General features: G+C 57.7%; 22 protein-coding genes. 18 read left to right on the top strand and 4 right to left on the bottom strand.

Translation table 11 applies throughout. The features are described from left to right. Window positions 1–181 precede the first annotated feature (181 nt). The 15 genes from secY to glmM all read left to right on the top strand — a co-directional run bounded on the left by secY (window position 182) and on the right by glmM (window position 13,325). Window positions 182–1,489 (top strand): preprotein translocase subunit SecY, encoded by a 1,308-nt coding sequence (secY, locus tag HMPREF2842_RS04310; protein WP_005505014.1) that lies wholly within the window; start codon window positions 182–184, stop codon window positions 1,487–1,489. Beyond that, a complete protein-coding gene (locus tag HMPREF2842_RS04305) occupies window positions 1,486–2,049 on the top strand; it encodes an adenylate kinase (RefSeq protein WP_005505015.1) in 564 nt (187 codons plus the stop codon). The genes secY and HMPREF2842_RS04305 overlap by 4 nt, the downstream gene beginning before the upstream one ends. A gap of 120 nt (window positions 2,050–2,169) precedes the next feature. Then, window positions 2,170–3,009, top strand: coding sequence for a type I methionyl aminopeptidase (gene map / locus HMPREF2842_RS04300; protein ID WP_049338086.1), 840 nt, complete (start codon window positions 2,170–2,172; stop codon window positions 3,007–3,009). Window positions 3,010–3,132: 123 nt separating this feature from the next. Further along, window positions 3,133–4,347 (top strand): dual-specificity RNA methyltransferase RlmN, encoded by a 1,215-nt coding sequence (rlmN, locus tag HMPREF2842_RS04295; protein ID WP_049349259.1) that lies wholly within the window; start codon window positions 3,133–3,135, stop codon window positions 4,345–4,347. A gap of 286 nt (window positions 4,348–4,633) precedes the next feature. Continuing rightward, on the top strand, window positions 4,634–4,855 hold the full coding sequence (gene infA, locus HMPREF2842_RS04290; protein WP_005505018.1) for a translation initiation factor IF-1: 222 nt from the start codon (window positions 4,634–4,636) through the stop codon (window positions 4,853–4,855). A 124-nt stretch (window positions 4,856–4,979) separates the two neighbouring features. Continuing rightward, window positions 4,980–5,093, top strand: coding sequence for a 50S ribosomal protein L36 (gene rpmJ / locus HMPREF2842_RS04285; protein ID WP_004005257.1), 114 nt, complete (start codon window positions 4,980–4,982; stop codon window positions 5,091–5,093). Window positions 5,094–5,272: 179 nt separating this feature from the next. Continuing rightward, the gene (gene rpsM, locus HMPREF2842_RS04280) at window positions 5,273–5,641 is read left to right on the top strand and encodes a 30S ribosomal protein S13 (RefSeq protein WP_005505026.1); all 369 of its coding nucleotides are present in this window, start codon (window positions 5,273–5,275) and stop codon (window positions 5,639–5,641) included. 68 nt (window positions 5,642–5,709) lie between these two features. Next, window positions 5,710–6,117, top strand: coding sequence for a 30S ribosomal protein S11 (gene rpsK / locus HMPREF2842_RS04275; protein ID WP_005505028.1), 408 nt, complete (start codon window positions 5,710–5,712; stop codon window positions 6,115–6,117). Window positions 6,118–6,255: 138 nt separating this feature from the next. Beyond that, window positions 6,256–7,248: a DNA-directed RNA polymerase subunit alpha gene (locus HMPREF2842_RS04270; RefSeq protein ID WP_005505031.1), complete on the top strand. Its 993-nt coding sequence runs from the start codon at window positions 6,256–6,258 to the stop codon at window positions 7,246–7,248. A 105-nt stretch (window positions 7,249–7,353) separates the two neighbouring features. After that, window positions 7,354–8,007 carry a 50S ribosomal protein L17 gene (gene rplQ / locus HMPREF2842_RS04265; RefSeq protein WP_070633784.1) on the top strand — a complete coding sequence of 218 codons (654 nt, stop codon included), beginning with the start codon at window positions 7,354–7,356 and terminating at the stop codon, window positions 8,005–8,007. Window positions 8,008–8,178: 171 nt separating this feature from the next. Then, window positions 8,179–9,144 carry a tRNA pseudouridine(38-40) synthase TruA gene (truA, locus tag HMPREF2842_RS04260; protein ID WP_070642937.1) on the top strand — a complete coding sequence of 322 codons (966 nt, stop codon included), beginning with the start codon at window positions 8,179–8,181 and terminating at the stop codon, window positions 9,142–9,144. A 364-nt stretch (window positions 9,145–9,508) separates the two neighbouring features. Then, entirely contained in the window at window positions 9,509–9,952 is a 444-nt protein-coding gene (rplM, locus tag HMPREF2842_RS04255; protein WP_005505035.1) for a 50S ribosomal protein L13, read from the top strand. A 32-nt stretch (window positions 9,953–9,984) separates the two neighbouring features. Next, window positions 9,985–10,476, top strand: a complete 492-nt coding sequence (rpsI, locus tag HMPREF2842_RS04250) for a 30S ribosomal protein S9 (RefSeq protein WP_005505036.1) — start codon at window positions 9,985–9,987, stop codon at window positions 10,474–10,476. 180 nt (window positions 10,477–10,656) lie between these two features. Next, window positions 10,657–11,724, top strand: a complete 1,068-nt coding sequence (ppk2, locus tag HMPREF2842_RS04245) for a polyphosphate kinase 2 (protein ID WP_049346444.1) — start codon at window positions 10,657–10,659, stop codon at window positions 11,722–11,724. A 242-nt stretch (window positions 11,725–11,966) separates the two neighbouring features. Further along, window positions 11,967–13,325 carry a phosphoglucosamine mutase gene (glmM, locus tag HMPREF2842_RS04240; protein ID WP_049349264.1) on the top strand — a complete coding sequence of 453 codons (1,359 nt, stop codon included), beginning with the start codon at window positions 11,967–11,969 and terminating at the stop codon, window positions 13,323–13,325. 172 nt (window positions 13,326–13,497) lie between these two features. On the opposite strand, the gene mscL is transcribed toward glmM, so the two are convergent. From mscL to coaA, 3 genes are all read right to left on the bottom strand, one after another. Further along, window positions 13,498–13,881, bottom strand: coding sequence for a large conductance mechanosensitive channel protein MscL (gene mscL / locus HMPREF2842_RS04235; protein ID WP_049349266.1), 384 nt, complete (start codon window positions 13,879–13,881; stop codon window positions 13,498–13,500). Window positions 13,882–14,173: 292 nt separating this feature from the next. Continuing rightward, the gene (locus tag HMPREF2842_RS04230) at window positions 14,174–15,100 is read right to left on the bottom strand and encodes a M15 family metallopeptidase (RefSeq protein ID WP_070615106.1); all 927 of its coding nucleotides are present in this window, start codon (window positions 15,098–15,100) and stop codon (window positions 14,174–14,176) included. A gap of 151 nt (window positions 15,101–15,251) precedes the next feature. Further along, window positions 15,252–16,208 carry a type I pantothenate kinase gene (gene coaA / locus HMPREF2842_RS04225; RefSeq protein ID WP_070642935.1) on the bottom strand — a complete coding sequence of 319 codons (957 nt, stop codon included), beginning with the start codon at window positions 16,206–16,208 and terminating at the stop codon, window positions 15,252–15,254. 184 nt (window positions 16,209–16,392) lie between these two features. Between coaA and glmS the strand changes: the two genes are divergently transcribed. From glmS to HMPREF2842_RS04210, 3 genes are all read left to right on the top strand, one after another. After that, entirely contained in the window at window positions 16,393–18,276 is a 1,884-nt protein-coding gene (gene glmS, locus HMPREF2842_RS04220) for a glutamine--fructose-6-phosphate transaminase (isomerizing) (RefSeq protein WP_070506897.1), read from the top strand. A 265-nt stretch (window positions 18,277–18,541) separates the two neighbouring features. Next, window positions 18,542–18,979, top strand: a complete 438-nt coding sequence (locus HMPREF2842_RS04215) for a holo-ACP synthase (RefSeq protein ID WP_070642933.1) — start codon at window positions 18,542–18,544, stop codon at window positions 18,977–18,979. Between the two features lie 102 nt (window positions 18,980–19,081). After that, window positions 19,082–20,668, top strand: a complete 1,587-nt coding sequence (locus HMPREF2842_RS04210) for a bifunctional ADP-dependent NAD(P)H-hydrate dehydratase/NAD(P)H-hydrate epimerase (protein WP_070642931.1) — start codon at window positions 19,082–19,084, stop codon at window positions 20,666–20,668. A 226-nt stretch (window positions 20,669–20,894) separates the two neighbouring features. On the opposite strand, the gene HMPREF2842_RS04205 is transcribed toward HMPREF2842_RS04210, so the two are convergent. Beyond that, window positions 20,895–22,376: a sugar transferase gene (locus HMPREF2842_RS04205; RefSeq protein WP_070642928.1), complete on the bottom strand. Its 1,482-nt coding sequence runs from the start codon at window positions 22,374–22,376 to the stop codon at window positions 20,895–20,897. Window positions 22,377–22,447: the final 71 nt, after the last annotated feature.

The raw sequence follows: 22,447 nt of genomic DNA, 5'->3' as shown, positions 1-22,447 counted from the left end.
TGAACGCTTGGTGCACGCCACATTTAGTGTTCAAAAATCACGCTAAGAGAATATAAAAGCTACATAATCTGCTAGGGAGTTATCGTTACCCGCTCCAAACACGATAGACTGGAAGATGTGTTTACTGCGCCCTAAAACTCCTTGAGAGGGATGGGCGCCCCATAGACTTACAGGAGGACATGTGCTGAGCGCATTCGGGCGAGTCGTTAAGACCGCCGATTTGCGGCGTAAGCTGCTGTTTACCCTGGCAATGATTGTGCTGTACCGCGTGGGCACTTTCATCCCCGCGCCAGGCGTTTCCTACGGAAATGTACAGCAGTGTCTGAACGCCAATGTTACGAGCGGTGGCGTCTACGATATCGTCAACCTCTTCAGTGGTGGCGCACTGCTGCAGCTTTCGATCTTTGCCCTCGGCGTGATGCCGTACATTACCGCGTCCATTATCATCCAGCTGCTGCGCGTGGTCATCCCGCGATTCCAGGAGTTGCACGATGAAGGCGCGCAGGGTCAGGCAAAGCTCACCCAGTACACCCGCTACCTGACCATCGCTCTTGCTCTGCTGAACGCAACCACCATCGTCTCGATGGCGCGCTCCGGCGTTCTGCTGGGCAACTGCCCCGGCATCATCCCCCAGGACGACGTACTGCACATCCTGCTGATTATCGTCACCCTGTGTGCGGGTACCACCGTCATCATGTGGATGGGTGAGCAGATTACCGAGCGTGGCGTCGGCAATGGCATGTCCCTGCTGATCTTCACCTCCATCGCTTCTTCCTTCCCGAGCGCTCTGGGTTCCATCCAGCGCACCCACGGTTGGGGTATCTTCGCAGCTGTCTGCGGCATCGGCCTGCTGGTCATGCTCGCTGTGGTCTACGTGGAGCAGTCTGTTCGCCGTATCCCCGTGCAGTACGCAAAGCGCATGATTGGTCGACGCACCATTGGTGGCACCAGTACCTACATTCCGTTGAAGGTCAACATGGCAGGCGTGATCCCCCTGATCTTCGCCTCCTCCCTGCTGACCCTGCCCGGTCTGATCGCCCAGTTCAACACCCCCACCGACGGCTCCACTCCGCCGGACTGGGTTAACTGGATCAACGCATACCTGGTGCGCGGCGATCACCCGCTGTACATTGCTCTCTACTTCTTCATGATTATTGGCTTCGCGTACTTCTACGTGGCGGTCACCTTCGACCCGGTAGAAGTAGCGGACAATATGAAGAAGTACGGTGGCTTCATCCCCGGTATCCGTGCCGGTAAGCCCACCGAGCGTTACCTCAGCTACGTACTCAACCGAATTACGTTGCCTGGCGCACTTTACCTGGGTGTAATTTCCATGATTCCCCTGGTAGCGCTTATCCTATTCAACGCAAACCAGAATTTCCCGTTCGGCGGCGCCTCGCTGCTGATCGTGGTGGGTGTTGGTCTTGATACTCTCAAGCAGATCAACGCTCAGCTCCAACAACGAAACTACGAAGGACTGCTCCGATGAACCGTCTGCTCATCGTCGGCCCTCCCGGTGCAGGTAAGGGCACCCAGGCCGTCAAGATTGCTGAAGCGCTGAAGATTCCCGCGATTTCCACCGGTGATATCTTCCGCAAGAACATCAAGGAAGAGACCGAGCTGGGCAAAGAAGCGAAGTCGTACATCGACTCCGGCAACCTGGTTCCCGACTCCGTCACCAACAACATGGTGCGCGCACGCCTGGAGGAAAGCGACGTCGTCAACGGCTTCCTGCTCGACGGCTACCCCCGTAACACCTCCCAGGTGCACGAGCTGGACTCCATCCTCGAAGCCAAGGGCGAGAAGATCGACCGCGTTCTCCTGCTGGTTGCAGACAACGACGAACTCGTCGAGCGTCTGCTTAACCGCGCAGCAGAGCAGGGTCGCACCGATGACAACGAAGAGGTCATCCGTCACCGTCTGAAGGTCTACGAAGAAGAGACCGCACCGCTGATCGCAATCTACCGCGAACGCGGCATCGTCAAGGAAGTTAACGGCCTCGGCGAGATTGCTGAAGTCACCGAGCGTATCCTCGACGCTCTGAAGTAACCTTCTGCTGTACCCCCGCAATTTGAGGTGCATGATGCATCACAAAGACTTGCGGGGGTACAGTGCTGTCTGTAGAGTTCTAAGCTTGGGCGTACCGCCCCACATACCTAAGGAGTCAGAATGGCACGAGTCGAAATCAAAACCAATGCACAGCTTCAGCAGATGGCTCGTGCAGGCGTCATTACCAGCCGTGCACTCGATGCGGCAGTGGCGGCAGCCCGCCCCGGCGTAACCACCGCAGAGGTGAACGCCGCCTTTGAACGCACCATGCTGGAGCTGGGCGGCACCTCCAACTTCTACGGCTACTACGACTACCCGGCGACCGTATGCACCTCCGTCAACCACGAGGTTGTTCACGGCATCCCCGGCGGCTACGTGCTCAAGGACGGCGATATTCTCTCCATCGACGGTGGCGCATACGTCATCGACCCCGCCACCAACCGCCAGTGGCACGGTGACTCGGCACGTACTGTGCTGGTTGGTGATAACGTAAGCGAAGCCCGCGCGGAGCTCTCCGCCGTCACTCGCGAGGCAATGTGGCACGGTATTGCTGCTCTGGCAACCGCAAAGAAGGTCGGCGAAATTGGTCTTGCCATCGAAGCGTACGTGACCGAAGAATATGGCGACAAGTACGGCATCATTGAAGACTACGTGGGTCACGGTATCGGTTCCCAGATGCACATGGCGCCGGACGTACTGAACTACGCAGTACGTGACATGGGCCCGAAGATCAAGCCCGGCATGGCTTTCGCTATCGAACCGATGCTCGTCACCGGTTCCATCGAGACCAAGGTGCTCTCCGATGACTGGACCGTTGTGACCGTTGACGGCTCCGATGCGTGCCAGTGGGAGCACTCCGTTGCTGTGCACAGCGACGGCATCTGGGTTCTGACCGCAGAAGACGGCGGCGCCAGCGAACTTGCTCGCTTCGGCGTAATCCCGGTTCCGATCCCCGCCTAACTCTCACCGCTGGGGAGGGGAACCCACCTTTAGCTGCCCCACCTCCACCCGAAGAAACCGGCGAATCCGGTCCGGTGCGTGATAGCGCATCCGAAAGCATCCACATCACAAGGAAGAAGCTCCATGAGCGAAACTCTCAACAGCAGCGAGGCAACCGCACCCGCTACGACCAAGGTGCCGGTTGAAATCTCGAACGTTCGCCCCGCACCCGGCCAGATTGCCTTGAAAGCACCGCGCCGTGCGAAGCCGCCCAAGCACATCGCTGACTTCGACATGGCTGGTCGCCGCGAATTTCTGAAGGAACTGGGCTACCAGTCGTTCCGTGCGTCCCAGCTGTCCAAGCACTATTTTGAGCGTCTGGTCACTGACCCCGCCGAAATGACTGACCTGCCGGCTAAGGACCGCGAGCAGATGGTCGCACAGGCGATGCCCCAGCTTCTGACCCCGGTCCGTACCCTCGAGGCTGACGGTGGCGATACCCTGAAGGTTGTGCATCGCCTCTTTGACGGTGCGCTCATCGAGTCCGTCATCATGCGCTATGACAACCGCGTGACCATGTGCATCTCTTCGCAGGCTGGCTGCGGTATGAACTGCCCCTTCTGCGCAACCGGTCAGCAGGGTTTGACCCGTAACCTGTCCACTGCAGAAATTGTGGAGCAGGTCGTTGCCGGTGCCCGCTACCTTAAGCAGATGAAGGGCCTGGAAGAAGCAGAAGGCGGCTCTGAGGATACTCGTCCGCTGCGTGTTTCCAACATTGTCTTCATGGGTATGGGCGAGGCGCTCGCTAACTACAAGGCAACCATGGGTGCTGTGCACCGCCTGATTGATCCTTCCCCCGAGGGCCTCGGTATTTCTGCTCGTGGTCTGACCATGTCGACCGTGGGTCTGGTGCCCGGCATTCGTAAGTTTGAGCTGGAGAAGCTGCCCATTACTTTGGCGCTGTCCCTGCACGCTCCGGATGATGAGCTGCGTGATGAGCTAATCCCGATTAACCAGCGTTGGAAGGTCGACGAGACTCTGGACGCTGCGTACGACTACTACCGTACGACCGGCCGCCGCGTCTCCATTGAGTACGCGCTGATTCGCGATATTAACGATCAGGGCTGGCGTGCGGATCTGCTCGGTAAGAAGCTGGCGCAGCGCGGCCGTGGTTGGGTGCACGTGAACCCGATTCCGCTGAACCCGACCCCGGGTTCGAAGTGGACGGCATCCCGTAAGGGCGTTGAGCAGAACTTTGTGGAGCGTCTGCGTGCCCACGGTATTCCGACGACTATTCGTGATACTCGCGGTTCCGATATTGATGGAGCATGCGGTCAGCTTGCCGCTAAGGAAGACTAAGCAGTTGAGCTGTGACCGGTGAACGGTGCCCCTTTCCTGCGGAGGGAAGTCAATAAGACTTTCAGGAACGTGGGGGAGGGGCTTCTTCCTTTTAAACATTAAGTGCCTGATGTCATAAAAATCACGGTTGTTTTTCCATGGTCTTTGCCGTAGAGTTAACAGTTGGTTGTTTGTGCCAGTGTTAAGTGCGCCTTAAAACGCCCTAGCACCTCACCGAGGTGAGCTCACAAACAGAAGATACAATTGCCCGCCGCACCTGCGACGGGCACCGACGTTAGCGGAGGATATGGCTAAGAAAGACGGCGTCATCGAGATTGAAGGCTCTGTGGTTGAAGCTCTGCCCAACGCGATGTTCCGTGTTGAGCTGGATAACGGCCACAAGGTTCTCGCACACATCTCGGGCAAGATGCGTCAGCACTACATTCGCATCCTGCCTGAGGACCGAGTAGTAGTGGAACTGAGCCCCTACGACCTTTCCCGAGGTCGTATCGTCTACCGTTACAAGTAAACCCGAGATAAACGTCGCCCCTGGCGGCGTTTAAATCGTGTTCAAAGGGATAACGCAGTTCCCCAACGTAAGTGAGGGAACCTCTTATCTCGCCAGTAATCAAGTTGCAATCAAAAGGAATGCGATGAAGGTCAAGCCGAGCGTTAAGCCGATCTGCGATAAGTGCAAGGTGATCCGCCGTCACGGTGTGGTCATGGTGATCTGCGAAAACCCGCGCCACAAGCAGCGCCAGGGCTAATCCCTAGTAGCTGACTTCATAACCGCTCCAACAGAGGGCGGAATTGTCATAGGCACCGCTCCGAAGCAACGCCCACGAGGCGACTTCGGATACCTCCGGACTCAGAGGCCGGGGACCGGGTCAGAACAACCCGGGCAGTGATGCTATAGACCTCTGGAAAACAACAAGGAGAAGCCAGTATGGCACGTCTCGCTGGAGTTGATATTCCCCGCGAAAAGCGCGTGGAAGTTGCTCTCACTTACATCTACGGCGTGGGCAAGACCCGTGCACACGAAACCCTCGCTGCTACCGGCGTCAACCCTGACACCCGCGTCAAGGACCTGACCGACCAGGAGCTCGTGGCACTTCGTGACTTCATCGAAGGCAACTACAAGGTTGAAGGTGATCTTCGCCGCGAGGTTGCAGCTGACATCCGCCGTAAGGTTGAAATCGGTTCCTACCAGGGCCTGCGCCACCGCCGCGGCCTGCCGGTTCACGGTCAGCGCACCAAGACTAACGCACGTACCCGTAAGGGCCCGAAGCGTACCGTCGCAGGTAAGAAGAAGTAAGACACGTTGCTCTGTTGGATATCTCTATCCGACCAACGTATAAGTAAACCTTTGTAGGAGAATCAAAAATGCCTCCCAAGACTCGCGCTGCGGCAGCTCGTAAGACCAACCGCCGCAAGGTTAGCAAGAACATCGTTGCTGGTCAGGCTCACATCAAGTCGACCTTCAACAACACCATCGTCTCCATCACCGATCCCACCGGTGCAGTGATCTCCTGGTCCTCCGCTGGCGACATGGGCTTCAAGGGCTCCCGTAAGTCCACCCCCTACGCCGCACAGCTGGCTGCTGAGGCTGCTGCAAACCGCGCCAAGGAGCACGGCGTCCGCAAGGTTGACGTGTTCGTCAAGGGCCCCGGTTCCGGTCGCGAAACCGCAATCCGCTCCCTGCAGGCTGCAGGCCTCGAGGTCGGTTCGATCCAGGACGTTACCCCCGTTGCTCACAACGGTTGCCGTCCCCCGAAGCGCCGCCGCGTCTAATTAGGTCTCTGACCTAATCCCTCGAAGGGTACACTCCACGGAGTTGTACCCGGAGAGCACAGACACCCGTCTGCTTCCTAAGATATGTTTTCCCCAACCTGTGGGCTCATATAGCGGAGCTCACCGAAAGGAAACAAAGTGCTTATTGCACAGCGCCCCACTCTGACTGAAGAGGTCGTAGCGCCCAACCGCTCGCGCTTCACCATCGAGCCTCTGGAGCCCGGTTTCGGCTACACCATGGGTAACTCCCTCCGCCGTACTCTGCTGTCCTCCATCCCCGGCGCCGCTGTTACCAGCGTCCGCATTGATGGCGTACTGCATGAGTTCAGCACCGTTCCCGGCGTGACCGAGGACGTCACTGAGATCATCTTGAACATCAAGAAGCTCTCCATCTCTTCTGAGAACGACGAGCCCGTCGTGGCCTACCTGCGCAAGCAGGGCGAAGGTGAACTGACCGCAGGCGACATCGAGGTTCCCGCTGGCGTGGAGATCCACAACCCGGAACTGCACCTGGCAACCCTGAACGCCTCGGCAAACTTCAACGCTGAGCTGGTTATCGAGCGCGGTCGCGGCTACGTGACTGCAGCTCAGAACAAGGTCGGCGATGGCGAGATTGGCCGTATTCCGGTTGACTCCATCTACTCCCCGGTTCTGAAGGTTACCTTCAGCGTGAACGCGACCCGTGTTGAGCAGCGCACCGACTTCGACAGCCTGACCCTGGACGTCGAAACCAAGGAAGCCATCGCACCGCGTGACGCCGTTGCTTCTGCAGGCAGCACCCTGGTCGAGCTCTTCGGCCTGGCACGTGAGCTGAACATTGCAGCTGAGGGTATCGAAGTTGGCCCGTCGCCCGCCGACGAGTCCATGGCCGCCGATCTGGCACTGCCGATCGAGGACCTGAACATGTCCGTCCGCTCCTACAACTGCCTCAAGCGCGAGGGCATCCACACCGTGGGTGAGCTCGTGACCCGCAGTGAAGCTGACCTGATGGACATCCGTAACTTCGGTGCTAAGTCCATTGACGAGGTCAAGGCAAAGCTCATCGAGCTCGGCCTGGCTCTGAAGGACTCCCCTCCCGGTTTCGAGCCTGCTGCACGCCCGCTTGATGACGAAGACGGTTCCGGCGAATAATTTCGACCGAATAGTTCACCCGGTTCCACCGGGATCAGTCAAACTTGATTCCCTAAGAGGCTCCGCTGCTGGGGCGTTAGGGAACGCAACTATGGAGATTTAACTATGCCTACTCCCACTAAGGGTCCCCGCCTCGGCGGTTCCCCGACCCACGAGCGCCACATGCTCAACAACCTGTCGGCGCAGCTGTTCCAGCACAAGCGCATCACCACCACCCTGACCAAGGCAAAGCGCCTGCGTCCGGTGGCAGAGCGCTTCATCACCTTCGGTAAGAAGGGCGACCTGGCTGCTCGCCGTCGCGTGCTGCGTTCCATCACCGACAAGTCCGTCGTGCACGAGCTCTTCACCGTTATTGCTCCGGCAATGGCAGAGCGCCCCGGTGGTTACACCCGCATCATCAAGATCGGTAACCGTAAGGGTGACAACGCTCCCATGGCAGTCATCGAGCTCGTCATGGAGCCCGTTGCAACCAAGGGTGCAGTTGCTGAGGCAACCAAGGTTGCTGAGAAGGCAGCTGAGGCTCCCAAGGCTGAAGCAGCTGAGGGCCTGCCCGCAGGTTCCCACGCACCCCTGGAGTCCGGCGAGGCTCCCGAGGGCTTCGAGGTTAAGGGTAACGCCGATTCCATGAAGTACCACGTGCCCGGTTCCCGCTGGTACACCAGCACCAAGGCTGAAATCTGGTTCGACTCCGCTGAGTCGGCAGAGGCTGCAGGTTACGCCCCCGCAGGTGGCGCAGCAGCACAGAAGGTTTCCGAGTAATACGGATCCCAGCTGATCTAGGCTAAGCCTAAATATGTCAATCCGCCGTCCACTGCTGTGGGCGGCGGATTGGTGTATCTGCATACTTAAGAGGACACGGTTCTTTGCGTATTCGCTATCCAAGAGCCGGTCCGTATTCTTCAACCGTCCGCTACTGCTGAAAGGCACACAATGCATAACGCTACTGCTTTAGAGAATCACGAAGAGCCGCTCTTCATCGCTACGCACCGCGTGCGCATTGATTGCGCTTACGACGGTTCCCTTTTCAGCGGATGGGCTGCCCAGCCGAACCTGGTCACCGTGCAGGGAGTCATTGAGAACGCCCTTGAACTGATTTTGCGTGTACCTCACCGCGTGGTGGTCGCGGGTCGAACCGATGCCGGTGTGCATGCGGAAGCCCAGACCCTACATTGCGATCTGAGTGATGAGGACTGGACTCGCCTGCAGGGGCGAACCGGGGAAGATGACCCGACGGCTGCACTGGGGCGCCGCCTCACCGGTGCTCTTCAGCGATGCCTTTACGATGCGGAAGAACAACTCAACCTGCCGAAGAACGTTCGCGGTATTTTGCAGGGGGCTATTCAGATTCACCGCGTGAGCGAAGTGCCCTTCGATTTTGATGCGCGCTTCTCAGCTACCGGCCGCCGCTATGTTTACCGCATTGCAGATGGTGCAGCGGACGGTCTTAACCCCCTGCACCGTACCTACACCTGGGCGGTACCCGAGCACCTGGATTGTGTTGATCTGAACGAATCGGCACAGCAGCTACTCGGCCTGCGCGATTTTCTCTCCTTCTGCAAACCCCGTGAAGGCGCGACCACCATTCGTGAACTGCGGGAACTCAGCTTTACCCGCACTGAAAACGGGCTGATTGAGGTACGCGTAGTGGCTGACGCCTTCTGCCATCACATGGTGCGTTCACTTGTCGGCGCGCTGGTTCTCTACGGTACGGGCAAACGCGACGCCGCCTGGCTGCGAGAGCGGATCGAGAACCCGGGACGCGAGGCTTCGCTGACTCTGGCGCCTCCGCATGCGCTCGCTCTGGCTGAGATTTACTACCCTGCTCCGGAGTTGTATGGAGAGCAAGCGGAACGTGCTCGAGCAAAGCGTGAAGACCACGAAGCGCAGAGCGCTTAACGCCCTGTATATATTGAGCCCCGTCACGTTGCTCATGCACCGTGAACCATCGCGGGGGAGCGCAACTACCTCAGATGAATTACACGGATGGAATTTAAAATGTGTTTAAGGCAAAAAAGCCCTATTTTTAAGGCTTTGGCGGTGGATTAAGCACTCGACGTCCTGTATAGTCTTGATATGTTGTGCGTGTTCTACCCGAGCGCGCTCTAAATCGCTGTCTAGTTGCAGGACGTTAAGGCGGTCTAGAGTACGGGCAGAACGGGCGGCAGCTCGGTCCTCACCCGGGTGTTCGTCATGCACGTAAGTAAAAGGCGCGATACCCAACTAAGCGCCGTATGTACATTTCGAGACAAAGGCCAATATTTTGCGCACTTATACTCCCAAGCCCGGCGAAGTCGAGCGCCAGTGGCACGTCATTGACGCCACCGACGTTGTTCTCGGCCGCCTCGCAAGCCAGACCGCTATCCTGCTGCGCGGTAAGCACAAGCCGACTTTTGCTCCCCACGTTGACACCGGTGACTTCGTTATCATCGTGAACGCTGAGAAGGTCGCCCTGACCGGTGCAAAGCTCGAGCAGAAGCGTGCATACCGCCACTCGGGTTACCCCGGCGGTCTGAAGTCCGTGAACTACGCAGAGCTGCTTGAGACCAACCCCGTTCGCGCGGTTGAGAAGGCTGTTAAGGGCATGCTGCCCAAGAACAAGCTTGCTGCACAGCAGCTCAAGAAGCTGAAGGTCTACGCTGGCCCCGAGCACCCGCACGCGGCACAGCAGCCCAAGACCTACGAATTCAACCAGGTCGCCCAGTAATTCGGGCCTACGAAGAAACAATAGGAGAAATCGTGGCTCAGAACGAAGAGCAGATCGTAGTCGAGGAAGAGCTGACCAGCTACACCTCGGAGTCCGCTGCCCCCGCAGCGGCTAAGGCAGCACGTCCGGCACTGACCGTTGCAGGCGCAGCAGTTGGTCGCCGCAAGGAAGCAGTGGCACGCGTTCGCGTTGTGCCCGGTTCCGGTAACTGGACCATCAACGGTCGTAGCCTGGAAGACTACTTCCCCAACAAGCTGCACCAGCAGGACGTCAACCAGCCCTTCAAGCTCCTGGAGCTCGAGGGTGCATACGACGTCATCGCACGCATCAACGGTGGTGGCCCCTCCGGTCAGGCAGGTGCTCTGCGCCTGGGTATCGCTCGTGCACTGAACGAGATTGACCGCGAGAACAACCGCCCCGCACTGAAGAAGGCTGGTTACCTGACCCGTGACGCACGCGTCATCGAGCGTAAGAAGGCTGGTCTTAAGAAGGCACGCAAGGCTTCGCAGTTCTCCAAGCGTTAATCGCTGGTTTTCACGAAGCGTTACGCCCCGCTTCTCCTTCGGGAGAGTCGGGGCGTTTTGCGTATCTACTCACCGTGAGCGTTACAAGGTTATAGGGTGCATATAACTGTTACGTTTGTTCATCGAAGAGCACACCGGTAGAGTTAAAGAGTCAAAGCAGACAGGAAGAAAAGAGTACTCATGGCAGAGCAGAATCCCTCCACCCAGCCCGAAGAGAAGGCAGTGGAGGCTCCTCAGACTGAAGCCCACCAGCACGCCGCTGGAGGCGCACACGCACACACCGGTTCTGAGAAGAAACAAGCCATCAAGGAAGCCCTGAAGCCCCAGGCACGCCGCACCTCCGTTGTCGAAGACTACTCGGCAGAGCTGGACGAAATGGCTTCCCTCACCCGCGCCCTCGGCAAGGACAAGAAGGACGACGAAACCTCGCAGGCATGGAAGAAGGGTTACCCCTACGACACCAAGCTCAGCCGTAAGGCATACGAGAAGGAAAAGCGTGCCCTGCAGATTGAGCTGCTGAAGTTGCAGCTCTGGGCTAAGTCCACCGGTCAGAAGATCCTCATCATCTTCGAAGGCCGTGACGCAGCAGGTAAGGGTGGCTCCATCAAGCGCTTCACCGAGCACCTGAACCCCCGTGGCGCTCGCGTTGTGGCACTGGAGAAGCCGACCGATATCGAGCAGACCCAGTGGTACTTCCAGCGTTACATCAAGCACCTGCCCTCCGGCGGCGAAATCGTCCTGATGGACCGCTCCTGGTACAACCGTGCCGGCGTTGAGCGCGTTATGGGCTACTGCACCCAGGCACAGTACTTCGAGTTCATGCGCGAAGTTCCGGACCTGGAGCGCATGCTGGTGAACTCCGGTATCCACATCATCAAGTTCTGGTTCTCCGTCACCCGCGAAGAGCAGCTCGCACGCTTCACCTCCCGCCGTACCGACCCGGTTCGCCAGTGGAAGCTTTCCCCCACCGACCTGGCATCCCTGGACAAGTGGGACGACTACACCGCGGCGAAGGAAGCAATGTTCTTCTACACCCACACCGGTGATGCCCCCTGGACCGTTATCAAGTCCAACGACAAGAAGCGCGCACGTCTGGAAGCAATGCGTTACGTGCTCTCCCAGTTCGACTACCCCTCCAAGGATGAGGCAGTCGTGGGCGAGCTCGACTCGCTGATCGTCCGCTCTGCATCGCACGTTTTCGAGGATGAGTCCGGTGACTCTCCCGACGGCTTCCCGGTCGTCAAGTAAGCGTTGATAGATAGGGGAGAGCAATAACTCAACCCTGCGGCGATAGAACCGCCAAACAGCTTGCACTATGAAGGTGCCTGCCTCTCTTTTCCCTCTCTGGGAACTGAGAGCAGGCACCTTTGCGTGTCTATAGAAACATTAGCTATGAAGCAGATATATAGCCGCTGAAAATCACTTTCTGATTATGAAGAATTTACGGTGTATGCGCCTAAGCAGAGTTACGCACAACGTAAAATAAAAGGGTGACTGAACGACTTTTTGGAACCGACGGCGTACGCGGTCTGGCAAACGATGTAATTACTCCCGCTCTGGCTATGGAGCTCGCACAGGCGGCTTCTATTGTGCTGGGCTTTGACACGGTAGAAGAGGGCATACGCCCCCGTGCCGTGATTGCAAATGACTCCCGATCCTCTGCAGACTTTATTGTTTCTGCGATGAAGGCTGGCTTCGCTAGCGCAGGTGTTGACGTGCTGGACGCCGGCATTGTCCCCACCCCCGCAGCAGCTTACCTGGTGGCACACACCGGTGCTGACTTCGGCGTGATGATTTCTGCATCGCACAACCCGGCAGCGGACAACGGTATTAAGTTCCTGGCCCGAGGCGGCCAGAAGCTGGAAGACTCCGTTGAGGACGCCATTGAGCGCGTTTACCGTGAGAAGTCCTTCCGCTACCCGACCGGTGGTGCTGTGGGTACCGTCAAGCCCCTGGAGAACGGTACCGAGGCTTACGTGAAGCACCTGGTCTCCACCCTGCCTGAAGGCAAGCCCCTCGCAGGCAAGAAGATTGTTCTGGACTGCGCAAACGGTGCGGCATACGCAGCATCTCCCGCAGCTTTCGAAGCGTTGGGTGCAGAGGTTGTCGCACTGGCTGTAGAGCCCAACGGCACCAACATCAACGACGGCGTGGGGTCCACCCACCCCGAGAAGCTGCAGGCAGCAGTCGTTGAGCACGGCGCGGACCTCGGCATCGCCCACGACGGCGACTCGGACCGTTGCCAGGCAGTTGACGAAAAGGGCAATCTGGTAGACGGTGACCAGATTATGGCTATCCTGGCTGTTGCCGCTAAGCGCGAAGGCAAGCTCGCAAAGGACACCCTCGTCGCAACCGTAATGAGCAGCCTGGGCCTGGAGCTGTACCTGCGCGAGCACGGCATTACCCTCGGCCGCACCGCTGTGGGCGACCGCTACGTCCTCGAGTCTATGCGCGAGCACGGCTACAACCTCGGTGGCGAGCAGTCCGGCCACGTTATCATGAGCGACTACGCAACCACCGGTGACGGCGTTCTGACCGGCATCCAGCTGGCTGCAGAGGTGGCACGTAGCGGTCAGACCCTCTCGGAGCTGGCATCCCGCATGCAGCCCACCCCGCAGCGCCTAATCAATGTCAAGGGCGTTGACCGTGCGGCGGTCAAGACCAACGAGGCGCTCGCTACCGCTGTGAGCGAGGCTGAAGGAGTACTGGGTGAGAGCGGCCGTGTGTTGCTGCGTGCATCCGGCACTGAGCCTCTGGTCCGCGTGATGGTTGAGGCTGCAACCCAGGAGCAGGCTGATGAGGTTGCTCAGCAGCTGGCTGACGTTGTGGCTAAGGAATTGGCACTCTAAACGTATTCTTCCGGTGTGAAGACCGCAGTGGAGGATAGAGAAGGGCTGGGAAGGTGTTACCTTCCCAGCCCTTCTTCGTTATCTTGGGTGGTCGTAGGGGATGTGGATACGGAAAACCCCCGTATCCACAGGGATACGGGGGTTCGAAAGTTAGTGTTAGAGAGCAGAGAAATTACTTCTTTGCCAGAGCGTCGCGGATCTCCTTCAGGAGGGCAATCTCGGTCTCTTCCTCTTCTTCAGCAGCCTCGTCTTCAGCCTTCTTCTTAGCCAGTGCGATTTCAGTCAGCTTCTGAGTGGGGACAACAACTGCGAAGTACACAGCAACTGCAATCAGGATGAAGTTGACAACAGCGGTCAGGAACACGCCAACCTTGATCTGGCCGAAGACCAGGAACTCATCGAAGTTGGGGGACTTAACCAGCATCGAGATAGCGGGCATCAGGACGGCCTGGACAAGCGAGGTCACCACAGCGGTGAAGGCGGTACCCATAATCAGACCAACTGCGAGGTCGATGACGTTACCGCGGATCAGAAAATCTTTAAAACCCTTAAGCATGAGATATAGAATAGCGCCTTTTAGGTGTTCAAAATGCCATATTCTGAGAAAATTTTCACTGTAAAGCATGTGTTTTTCTTCACAGTGGTTCTGTGGTACCCAATACTTAAGGTCTAGGTCATATAAAGGTGAGTAAAAATCTCTGAAACCTGCGAAAAATCGCGGATTTACGCGGCGTGTACGCGAAAAAATATGCATCTACTGTGCCTATTTATTCCCGGTACGAAACCTAGAAATACGACACACATCACCGCTTAGCGCACCTGGCAAAGCTGAAAGCTTAGCCCAGAGCCTAGCTCGCACTTGCATAATCGGGTGCCGCACCCGTACCGATGAACTCCTCAAAAGTCTTCGCACCCGAAGACACATACTCCTGAGCAATCTGCACACCCACATAACGGTAATGCCACGGCTCAAAACGATAACCGGTCACCGACTGACGACCATCAGGGAAACGCAAAATATATCCGTAACGCGGAGCATTCTTCGCCAACCACTGACCAGCCAGCGTATCGCGGTAACACTCCTCCAGACGGCAACCCTCAGGAGAAGCAAAATCAATCGCCAAACCCGTCTGATGCTCCGAATAGCCGGGACGAGCCGACAACTGGTCTGCCACCTGCTGGCCGTTCACCGAAACCCAATACTGATAGGTCTGCTGCTGCACCGCATACGAACGATACGCGCTAGAAACAAGCAGGGTCACGCCGTCGGTCGCCGCCGCATCAATCATCGTGTCCGCCGCCTTAGCCGCCTCAGCACGCAATTGATGGCCGTAGAACTCCACCAGGTCACTCGGCTCCCAGTCCTGCTGCGCAAAAGGGCGCATCTTATTCACGAGGCAACGCAACGAGTCCGGCTGAGACTCAACACTCGGCTGAGCAAGAGCCAACGGGGAAGAAGACGTGCTCGCAGAAGCTGAAGTGCTGGCAGAAGCACCGGTAGCAGAAGCAACAGGGGAGGGCGCGGCAGAAGAGGTCGCCGCAGTGGAAGAGGCACTAGAAGAAGCCACTGAAGCCGTCGCAGACTCAGAAGCAGAAGCGCTCGCTGCAGAAGATGAAGAGGAGGCACCCTGACCCTGTGAACCACCCTGCGAACCACAAGCCACCAATAGTGCGGTACCGCCAACCCCCAAAGCGGCACCCAAGAGAGCGCGGCGGTTCAGCGCAGAACTATTAAGAGACTCCTGAGCGGTAGACGTACGGTGCAGAGACTTCACAATAACTCCTCATCATGGCGTAGATGCAAACAAAAAGCGCCGGAAGCCTAAACCCACCCCGCGAGGGAGTGGAGCCTCCGGCGCCTTCTACTAGAATGCACCACAATACGGGCTAAAAGCCGCACACGAACACTAAAAACCTAAAGAACCTCTAGTTCTTACGCAGAAGAACCTGCTCCACGGTATGCTCGGCACCCTTCTGCAGAATCAAATGCGCACGAGCACGAGTCGGCAAAACATTCTGCACCAGATTAGGCTCATTCACGCTCTTCCAAATGCCGGTCGCTACCTCAACCGCCTGCTCATCGCTCAGCTCCGCATAACGCTTGAAATACGACTCCGGATTCGCAAAAGCCGAAGAACGCAGAGTCAAGAAACGATTCACATACCAGCGCTCAATATCTTCAGTGCGGGCATCCACATAAATAGAGAAATCAAAGAAATCGCTCAGCGTCAGATCAGAAGTTTCCGGACCCTCAGCCTGAGAAGGTGCCAAAACATTCAAACCCTCAAGAATCAGTACATCCGGTGCAGTGACCTCAATATGCTCATCCGGCATGATGTCGTAATACAGGTGCGAATACTTCGGCGCCACCACATGCTCGGCACCGGACTTCACCTGCGACACAAAATTCAACAGAGCACGGCGATCATAAGACTCCGGGAAACCCTTACGGTGCATAATGCCGCGACGCTGAAGCTCCGCGTTCGGGTACAAGAAACCATCCGTCGTCACCAGCTGAACATTAGGAGTAGACGGCCAACGACTCAAAAGAGCCTGCAAAATACGCGCCGTCGTCGACTTGCCCACCGCAACAGAACCCGCCACACCAATAATGAACGGGACACGCCGCTGAGACACATGCAGAAAATCATTTGTCATATGGTTCAACGAAGAAGCAGCAGTCACATACAGATTCAGAAGACGAGAAACCGGCAGATAAATACGCTGCACCTCCTCAAGGTCGACAGTTTCACCCAGGCCTCGAAGAGACTCAATTTCCTCAGCACTGAGGGGAACAGAAATCTCATCGGCTAGGTGCGACCAACGGGAACGGTCAAGATGCATGAAGCGGTCATCGCCAGAAAAATACGGTGCGGTGCTCATTTATCTAAGTGTACGAACTTTCAGCCCGTGGGGAAAATATCTACTCTCACGGTATGTCTGAAGAAATAAATGTATGGAAAGAAAAGGGTAAAACCTGAAAAAGCCAGGAAAGCCACAATAAACGTGACGTATAACGGTATTTCACCGTGCGCATATCTGGATACTTGTGGGATAAACTTATAGCATGTGTGGAATCGTAGGATATGTAGGTCTGGACACTGCTCCGGACGGTAACAAGTTTGACCACAACGCATACGATGTGGTCCTCGAAGGTCTGCGCCGCCAGGAATACCGCGGCTATGACTCTGCTGGCGTGGCACTCGTGTGCCCCGACGGCATCGTATTCCGTAAGAAGGCAGGCAAGCTCCTGAACCTCGAAAACGAGGTTAAGGAAAACCCCCTGCCGGACTCCCAGATTGGTATCGGTCACACCCGTTGGGCTACCCACGGTGGACCCACCGACAACAACGCTCACCCCCACGTTGTCGACAACGGCCGCCTCGCCGTCGTACACAACGGTATTATCGAAAACTTCGCAGAACTGCGTGCCGAACTGCTCGCCGAAGGCGTAGAGTTCGCATCTCAGACCGACACCGAGGTAGCTGCAGCAACCATCGCAAGCATCTACAACAAGCTCGGTACCGGTGACCTCACCGAGGCAGTACGCGTCGCATCCAACCGCCTCGAAGGTGCATTTACCATCCTGGCTATCCACGCCGACCACCCGGACCGCGTTGTGGCAACCCGCCGCAACTCCCCGCTGGTCATCGGCCTGGGCGAGAACGAGAACTTCCTCGGCTCTGACGTCTCCGCGTTCATTGACTACACCAAGGAAGCCGTCGAAATGGGTCAGGACCAGATCGTGACCATCACCGGCAGCGACTACTCCATCATCGACTTCGAAGGCAACCCCGCAGAGGGCAAGCCCTTCCACATCGAATGGGACGCCGCAGCAGCTGAAAAGGGCGGCTTCAACTCCTTCATGGAGAAGGAAATCCACGAGCAGCCCACCGCAGTTGAGCAGACCCTCATGGGCCGCCTCGACGAAAACGGCAACCTCACCCTCGACGAACTGAACATTGACGACTCGGTGCTGCGCACCATCGACAAGATCATCGTCGTCGCATGTGGTACCGCAGCATACGCAGGCCAGGTGGCACGCTACGCCATCGAGCACTGGTGCCGCATCCCCACCGAGGTTGAGCTCGCACATGAGTTCCGCTACCGCGACCCCATCGTGAACGAGAAGACCCTCATCGTGGCACTCTCGCAGTCCGGCGAAACCATGGACACCCTGATGGCAGTGCGCCACGCACGCGAACAGGGTGCAAAGGTTATCTCCATCTGCAACACCCACGGCTCGACCCTGCCCCGCGAATCCGACGCTGCGCTGTACACCCACGCAGGCCCCGAAATCGCAGTGGCATCCACCAAGGCATTCCTGGCACAGATCACCGCAGCATACCTGCTTGGCCTGTACCTGGCACAGCTGCGCGGCAACAAGTACAAGGACGAAATTGCTTCGATCCTTGCCGAGCTGCAGAACATGCCCGCAAAGATCCAGAAGGTCCTCGACAACGACACCCAGGTCAAGGAACTGGGCGTCGAAATGAAGGATGCCTCCTCCGTGATCTTCCTTGGCCGCCACGTGGGCTTCCCCGTCGCAATGGAAGGCGCACTCAAGCTCAAGGAAATCACCTACATCCACGCTGAAGGCTTCGCAGCAGGCGAGCTCAAGCACGGCCCCATCGCACTGATCGATGAAGGCCAGCCGGTCATCGTAGTGGTTCCCTCCGCAAACGGTCGCGACTCCCTGCACGGCAAGGTCGTCTCCAACATCCAGGAAGTGCGCGCTCGCGGCGCCTTCACCATCGTCATCGCAGAGGAAGGCGACGAGGCCGTCAAGCCCTACGCAGACCGCCTCATCACCGTCCCGGCATGCCCCTCGCTGCTGCAGCCCCTGCTGGCAACCGTGCCCCTGCAGATCTTCGCATGCGCACTGGCAGAAGCTAAGGGCCTGGACGTTGACCAGCCGCGTAACCTCGCAAAGTCCGTGACCGTGGAGTAATCCTCTGGAGTAATCCTCGGAAATCGCCTCAGCGATAACGACAAGGGCGGTGGTTGAGTTCTTAGAGAACTTGACCACCGCCCTTGTCGTTTAACCTGGTGGTTATTCGTGGATGACCCAACAAAAATAGACGCTGTGAAACAGATATCAACTATGCGTCATATTTGCCGCTATCCCATCTAAAAGAAACGAATCTCGCTAGACTTAAAACAAGAGAAACCGCAAACAGGACGCGGCACCACCCCTAGCCCAGAAGGTGAAGCTCATGATCATGGGAATCGGCGTAGATACCGTCAACATCGAACGATTCGAACGAATCGTCACCGAAACACCAGCCTTCGTCCGCCGCGTCTTCACCCCCAACGAACGTACCCGGAATGTACGCTCCCAAGCCGTACGATTTGCCGCCAAAGAAGCCGTCGCAAAAGTACTCGGAGCACCCGCCGGACTCAACTGGCAAGACTGCGAAGTCGCCACCGCCGAAAGCGGCCAACCCTACCTCATCATTCAGGGCACCATCGCCCGCCGTGCTAAAGAACTCGGCATCAACCGCATCCACCTCTCGCTGACCCACGATGAACCCATCGCCATCGCCATCGCAACCGCCGAATACCTCAGCGATGCAGAACTGGCGCACCTGCAAAAGTTCAACCCCGAAAGCTACCGACTCAGCGTCATCGCCGGTGATGACACCGACGACTAACGTAGAGTCACACTAACACAGAATTACACCAACACAGAGTCACATCAACATCACAACCAGGTGACCCCTAAGGCCCGCACGGTGCCACCCAAGGAGACAGCAATGAAGCTCATCTACACTGCTTCCCAGGTACGCGAAGCAGAAAAGCCCTACATCGAAGCCGCCGACTACGACGGATACCTCATGCAACGCGCCGCAGACGCCGTCGCAGCCGAAGCGCAGGAGCTACTCCACGGCACAGAAAACGCCAAAATCCTGCTCCTCATCGGCCCGGGCAACAACGGCGCAGACACCATCTACGCCGGCGCCCGTCTCAGTGCCAAGGGCCACCGCGTTGACGCAGTCATCTTCGACCCCAGCGAAAAGAACCTCGAACTCATCGCCCGCGAAGGCGGCGAAGGCACCCGCGTACTCGACCCCGAACACACCCTCGAACACCTTACCGGCTACGACCTGACCATTGACGGCATCCTCGGTACCGGCTCCAGCGGTGCCGTACGCGGTAGCGCCGGCGAATACCTGGGCGTACTCCGTGCAGCGCAGCTCGACGGTAAGCTCGGCGCAGTCCTCGCAGTAGACACCCCCTCCGGAGTCGACAACAACCGCGGAACCGTGCACGAACCCTCCCTGCGCGCCGATCGCACCGTCACCTTCATCGGCCACAAGCTACCGGCAGGCACCTGCCACAGCGTCCACTCCGGAGACATCAAACTCTACGACCTTGGCGTTCCCGAAGCCCTCAACTCCCACAAGCCTGCCCTGCGCGTTCTCGACCGCGAAGACTACCGCGAACTCATCGAAGTACCCGACGAGCACTCCCACAAGTACACCCGCGGCGTACTGGGCATGCTCACCGGTAGCCTCGAATACCCCGGCGCAGCCCTCATGAGTGTACGCGCAGCCCTCAACACCGGCGTGGGCATGGTCCGCTTCAACGCCAATTCTCACGAGCTACGCCAGCTCATGATTGCCCACAACCCCGAAACCGTCTACTTCAGCGGCGCCCCCGCCCTGCAGAGGGTCACCGTATGGGCCGGCGGATCTGGCTCTAGCCACGACTCGCTGGACAAGAACCGCTACCTGCTCCACTCGCCCGAACCCGCCATCATCGACGCGGGCGCCTGCGACCTGGCGGCAGAATACCTGGCAACCGGCAAGCCCCTCGGCTCCCACAAGATCCTCACTCCGCATGCCGCAGAGCTCGAACGCTTCCTGCGTATCGTGCACGAGCTCGCCCCCGAAACCTGGAAGAAGCACCTGGGTGACGCCATCGTACCCAGCCGCAAGGATATCGACGCAGAACCCTTCCGCTGGGTACGCGCCGCCTCCGAACTCTCCGGCGCCACCGTCATGCTCAAGGGCGGCTACACGCTCATCGCGGCGCCCAACGGCGCCACCTACAGCGTTGCTGGCGGAAGCCCCTGGCTCGCCACCGCAGGCAGCGGAGACACCCTCACCGGCATCTACGGAGCACTGCTCGCCCAGACCGTAGCAGCCTTCGATGCTCGCGGAGAAGCGCTGGAAGGCTGCACCTTCGCCTCCATCGGTGCGCTCGCCGTCTACCTGCACGGCGAAGCCGCACGCGCCAGCGCCACCGGAAGCGTCAAGGACGCCCGGCCCGGCCCGGCACCCGCAACCCGCGTCGCGGAGATGCTCCCCGAAGTTATCGCCCGACTCATCGCAGAATAGGGGAGCGGGAACAAAGCTAGCACACTGAAGCTCTGACACTCGTCTCAAGACGAAGAGAAAAGCCCCCAGACACCCTGGGTATGCAGAAGGGGCGTGAATCCATCGGAAATGGATTCACGCCCCTTCAACGCGTTTACATCAATGCACGATACCGAGCTGCCTGTGCCGGGACAGCATCACTAAAAACCGGCATACGCATCGGCGGGAGAAACTCCCACCATCTTTCTTAGTACGCGCCTTCCTTAGCGAAAACCGCACGGACAGTACGCAGAAGAATAATGAAGTCACCGGTAAGCGACCAGTTCTCAACATAGTAGAGATCCAGACGAACCGACTCCTCCCAAGAGAGGTCACTACGACCCGAAACCTGCCACAGGCCGGTAATACCCGGCTTCACCAGAAGGCGGCGGTACGCAATATCTTCGTACTGCTCAACTTCCTCAACCAGCGGAGGACGCGGACCCACCAGCGACATATCGCCAATGAACACGTTCCACAGCTGAGGCAGCTCATCAATCGAGTACTTACGGATGAACTTACCGATGGGGGTAATACGCGGGTCGTCCTTCATCTTGAAGAGCACGCCGTTACCCTCGTTCTGCTCCATGAGGCGCTTCTTAACCTCTTCAGCATCAGTACGCATCGAACGGAACTTCACCATCTTGAAAAGCTCACCGTTCAGACCCACACGGTTCTGAAGGAAGAAGACCGGGCCGCCATCACGCTTAACCAGCAGAGCAACCACCAGGAACAGCGGAGAGAGCAGAATCAAACCCAGACCCGAGGACACAACGTCCACGGCGCGCTTGAAGAACGCCGACAGACCGGTAATACGCGGAGTCGACACGTGCACCAGCGGCAGACCGTTCAGCGGCTGCATGTGCATACGCGGACCAGCAATATCGGTCGTAGCCGGAGCCATAATCAGCGAAATATGCGCATCCGCCAGCTTCCAACCCAGCAGACGAACCTGGTCCGGGCTCAAATGGTGGCCATTCGTAACAGCGACCATGTGAATATCGTTCTCGCGGATAGCTTCCATAATGTCAGCCGGAGAAGTGCTGTAACCAAGCACCGGAATCGGCGCACCAGCAACAGTAGTACCGGGAGTGAAACCGGGCAGGTAGAACGCAGCGGGGGACAGACCGGAAGCAACCACATCCTTCAAATTCTTGTACAGGTGCTGACCGGTCGTCACATCAGAAATAATCATGACGCGAGTCAGCGCGCGACCGCGAGTACGCGAACGCACCAGGCCCTGACGAATAACCCAACGCTCCATCAGCAGGAAGAACAGGCCCAGCGGATAAGCAATCAGCAGGTACATGCGGGTGACGTCAACCTTGAGGAAGAACGCCACAATAATCAGCAGACAGAAGAAATAAGTACTGCCGCGAGTAATGAGGCGGTACTCCTCAGTACCGAAACCCATAATGCGCAGGCTACGGGAGCCATTCACCTGGAGAATAAACCACCAGCCAATGGTCAGGCCAATACCCAAGAAGATATAGTCCATCGCGGGTACGCGGCCATCGAGAACATTAATAGGCCAAACGTTCACATAGGGCAGGTCAGCATTTTCCCACCCGAAACGAATCAGATGCGCAGCGACAACCGCAACAGCAATGGCGAAAAAATCGCCAAAGTAAAGGGCGCGCTGAACCTTGGGATGCCAGCTTCGCTTGATAACGAAGTCTGAACCCCACATTTTTTTAAGACGATCTTGTACTTTCAACGGTGTAATCTTCCCCGGAAATTTGTCCTGTATTGCGGACTGAG

Origin of the sequence: Rothia sp. HMSC069C10 (assembly GCF_001812205.1) — a bacterium.
In the GTDB taxonomy this organism is placed as follows: domain Bacteria; phylum Actinomycetota; class Actinomycetes; order Actinomycetales; family Micrococcaceae; genus Rothia; species Rothia mucilaginosa.
This window is presented reverse-complemented; position numbering and strand designations above follow the sequence as displayed.

Bases quoted from the DNA above. Each gene is read 5' to 3' on its own strand.
- HMPREF2842_RS04305 (WP_005505015.1), top strand. From the start codon at position 1,486: ATGAACCGTCTGCTCATCGTCGGCCCTCCCGGTGCAGGTAAGGGCACC.
- map (WP_049338086.1), top strand. From the start codon at position 2,170: ATGGCACGAGTCGAAATCAAAACCAATGCACAGCTTCAGCAGATGGCT.
- rlmN (WP_049349259.1), top strand. From the start codon at position 3,133: ATGAGCGAAACTCTCAACAGCAGCGAGGCAACCGCACCCGCTACGACC.
- infA (WP_005505018.1), top strand. From the start codon at position 4,634: ATGGCTAAGAAAGACGGCGTCATCGAGATTGAAGGCTCTGTGGTTGAA.
- rpmJ (WP_004005257.1), top strand. From the start codon at position 4,980: ATGAAGGTCAAGCCGAGCGTTAAGCCGATCTGCGATAAGTGCAAGGTG.
- rpsM (WP_005505026.1), top strand. From the start codon at position 5,273: ATGGCACGTCTCGCTGGAGTTGATATTCCCCGCGAAAAGCGCGTGGAA.
- rpsK (WP_005505028.1), top strand. From the start codon at position 5,710: ATGCCTCCCAAGACTCGCGCTGCGGCAGCTCGTAAGACCAACCGCCGC.
- rplQ (WP_070633784.1), top strand. From the start codon at position 7,354: ATGCCTACTCCCACTAAGGGTCCCCGCCTCGGCGGTTCCCCGACCCAC.
- truA (WP_070642937.1), top strand. From the start codon at position 8,179: ATGCATAACGCTACTGCTTTAGAGAATCACGAAGAGCCGCTCTTCATC.
- ppk2 (WP_049346444.1), top strand. From the start codon at position 10,657: ATGGCAGAGCAGAATCCCTCCACCCAGCCCGAAGAGAAGGCAGTGGAG.
- mscL (WP_049349266.1), bottom strand. From the start codon at position 13,881: ATGCTTAAGGGTTTTAAAGATTTTCTGATCCGCGGTAACGTCATCGAC.
- coaA (WP_070642935.1), bottom strand. From the start codon at position 16,208: ATGAGCACCGCACCGTATTTTTCTGGCGATGACCGCTTCATGCATCTT.
- glmS (WP_070506897.1), top strand. From the start codon at position 16,393: ATGTGTGGAATCGTAGGATATGTAGGTCTGGACACTGCTCCGGACGGT.
- HMPREF2842_RS04215 (WP_070642933.1), top strand. From the start codon at position 18,542: ATGATCATGGGAATCGGCGTAGATACCGTCAACATCGAACGATTCGAA.
- HMPREF2842_RS04210 (WP_070642931.1), top strand. From the start codon at position 19,082: ATGAAGCTCATCTACACTGCTTCCCAGGTACGCGAAGCAGAAAAGCCC.
- HMPREF2842_RS04205 (WP_070642928.1), bottom strand. From the start codon at position 22,376: ATGTGGGGTTCAGACTTCGTTATCAAGCGAAGCTGGCATCCCAAGGTT.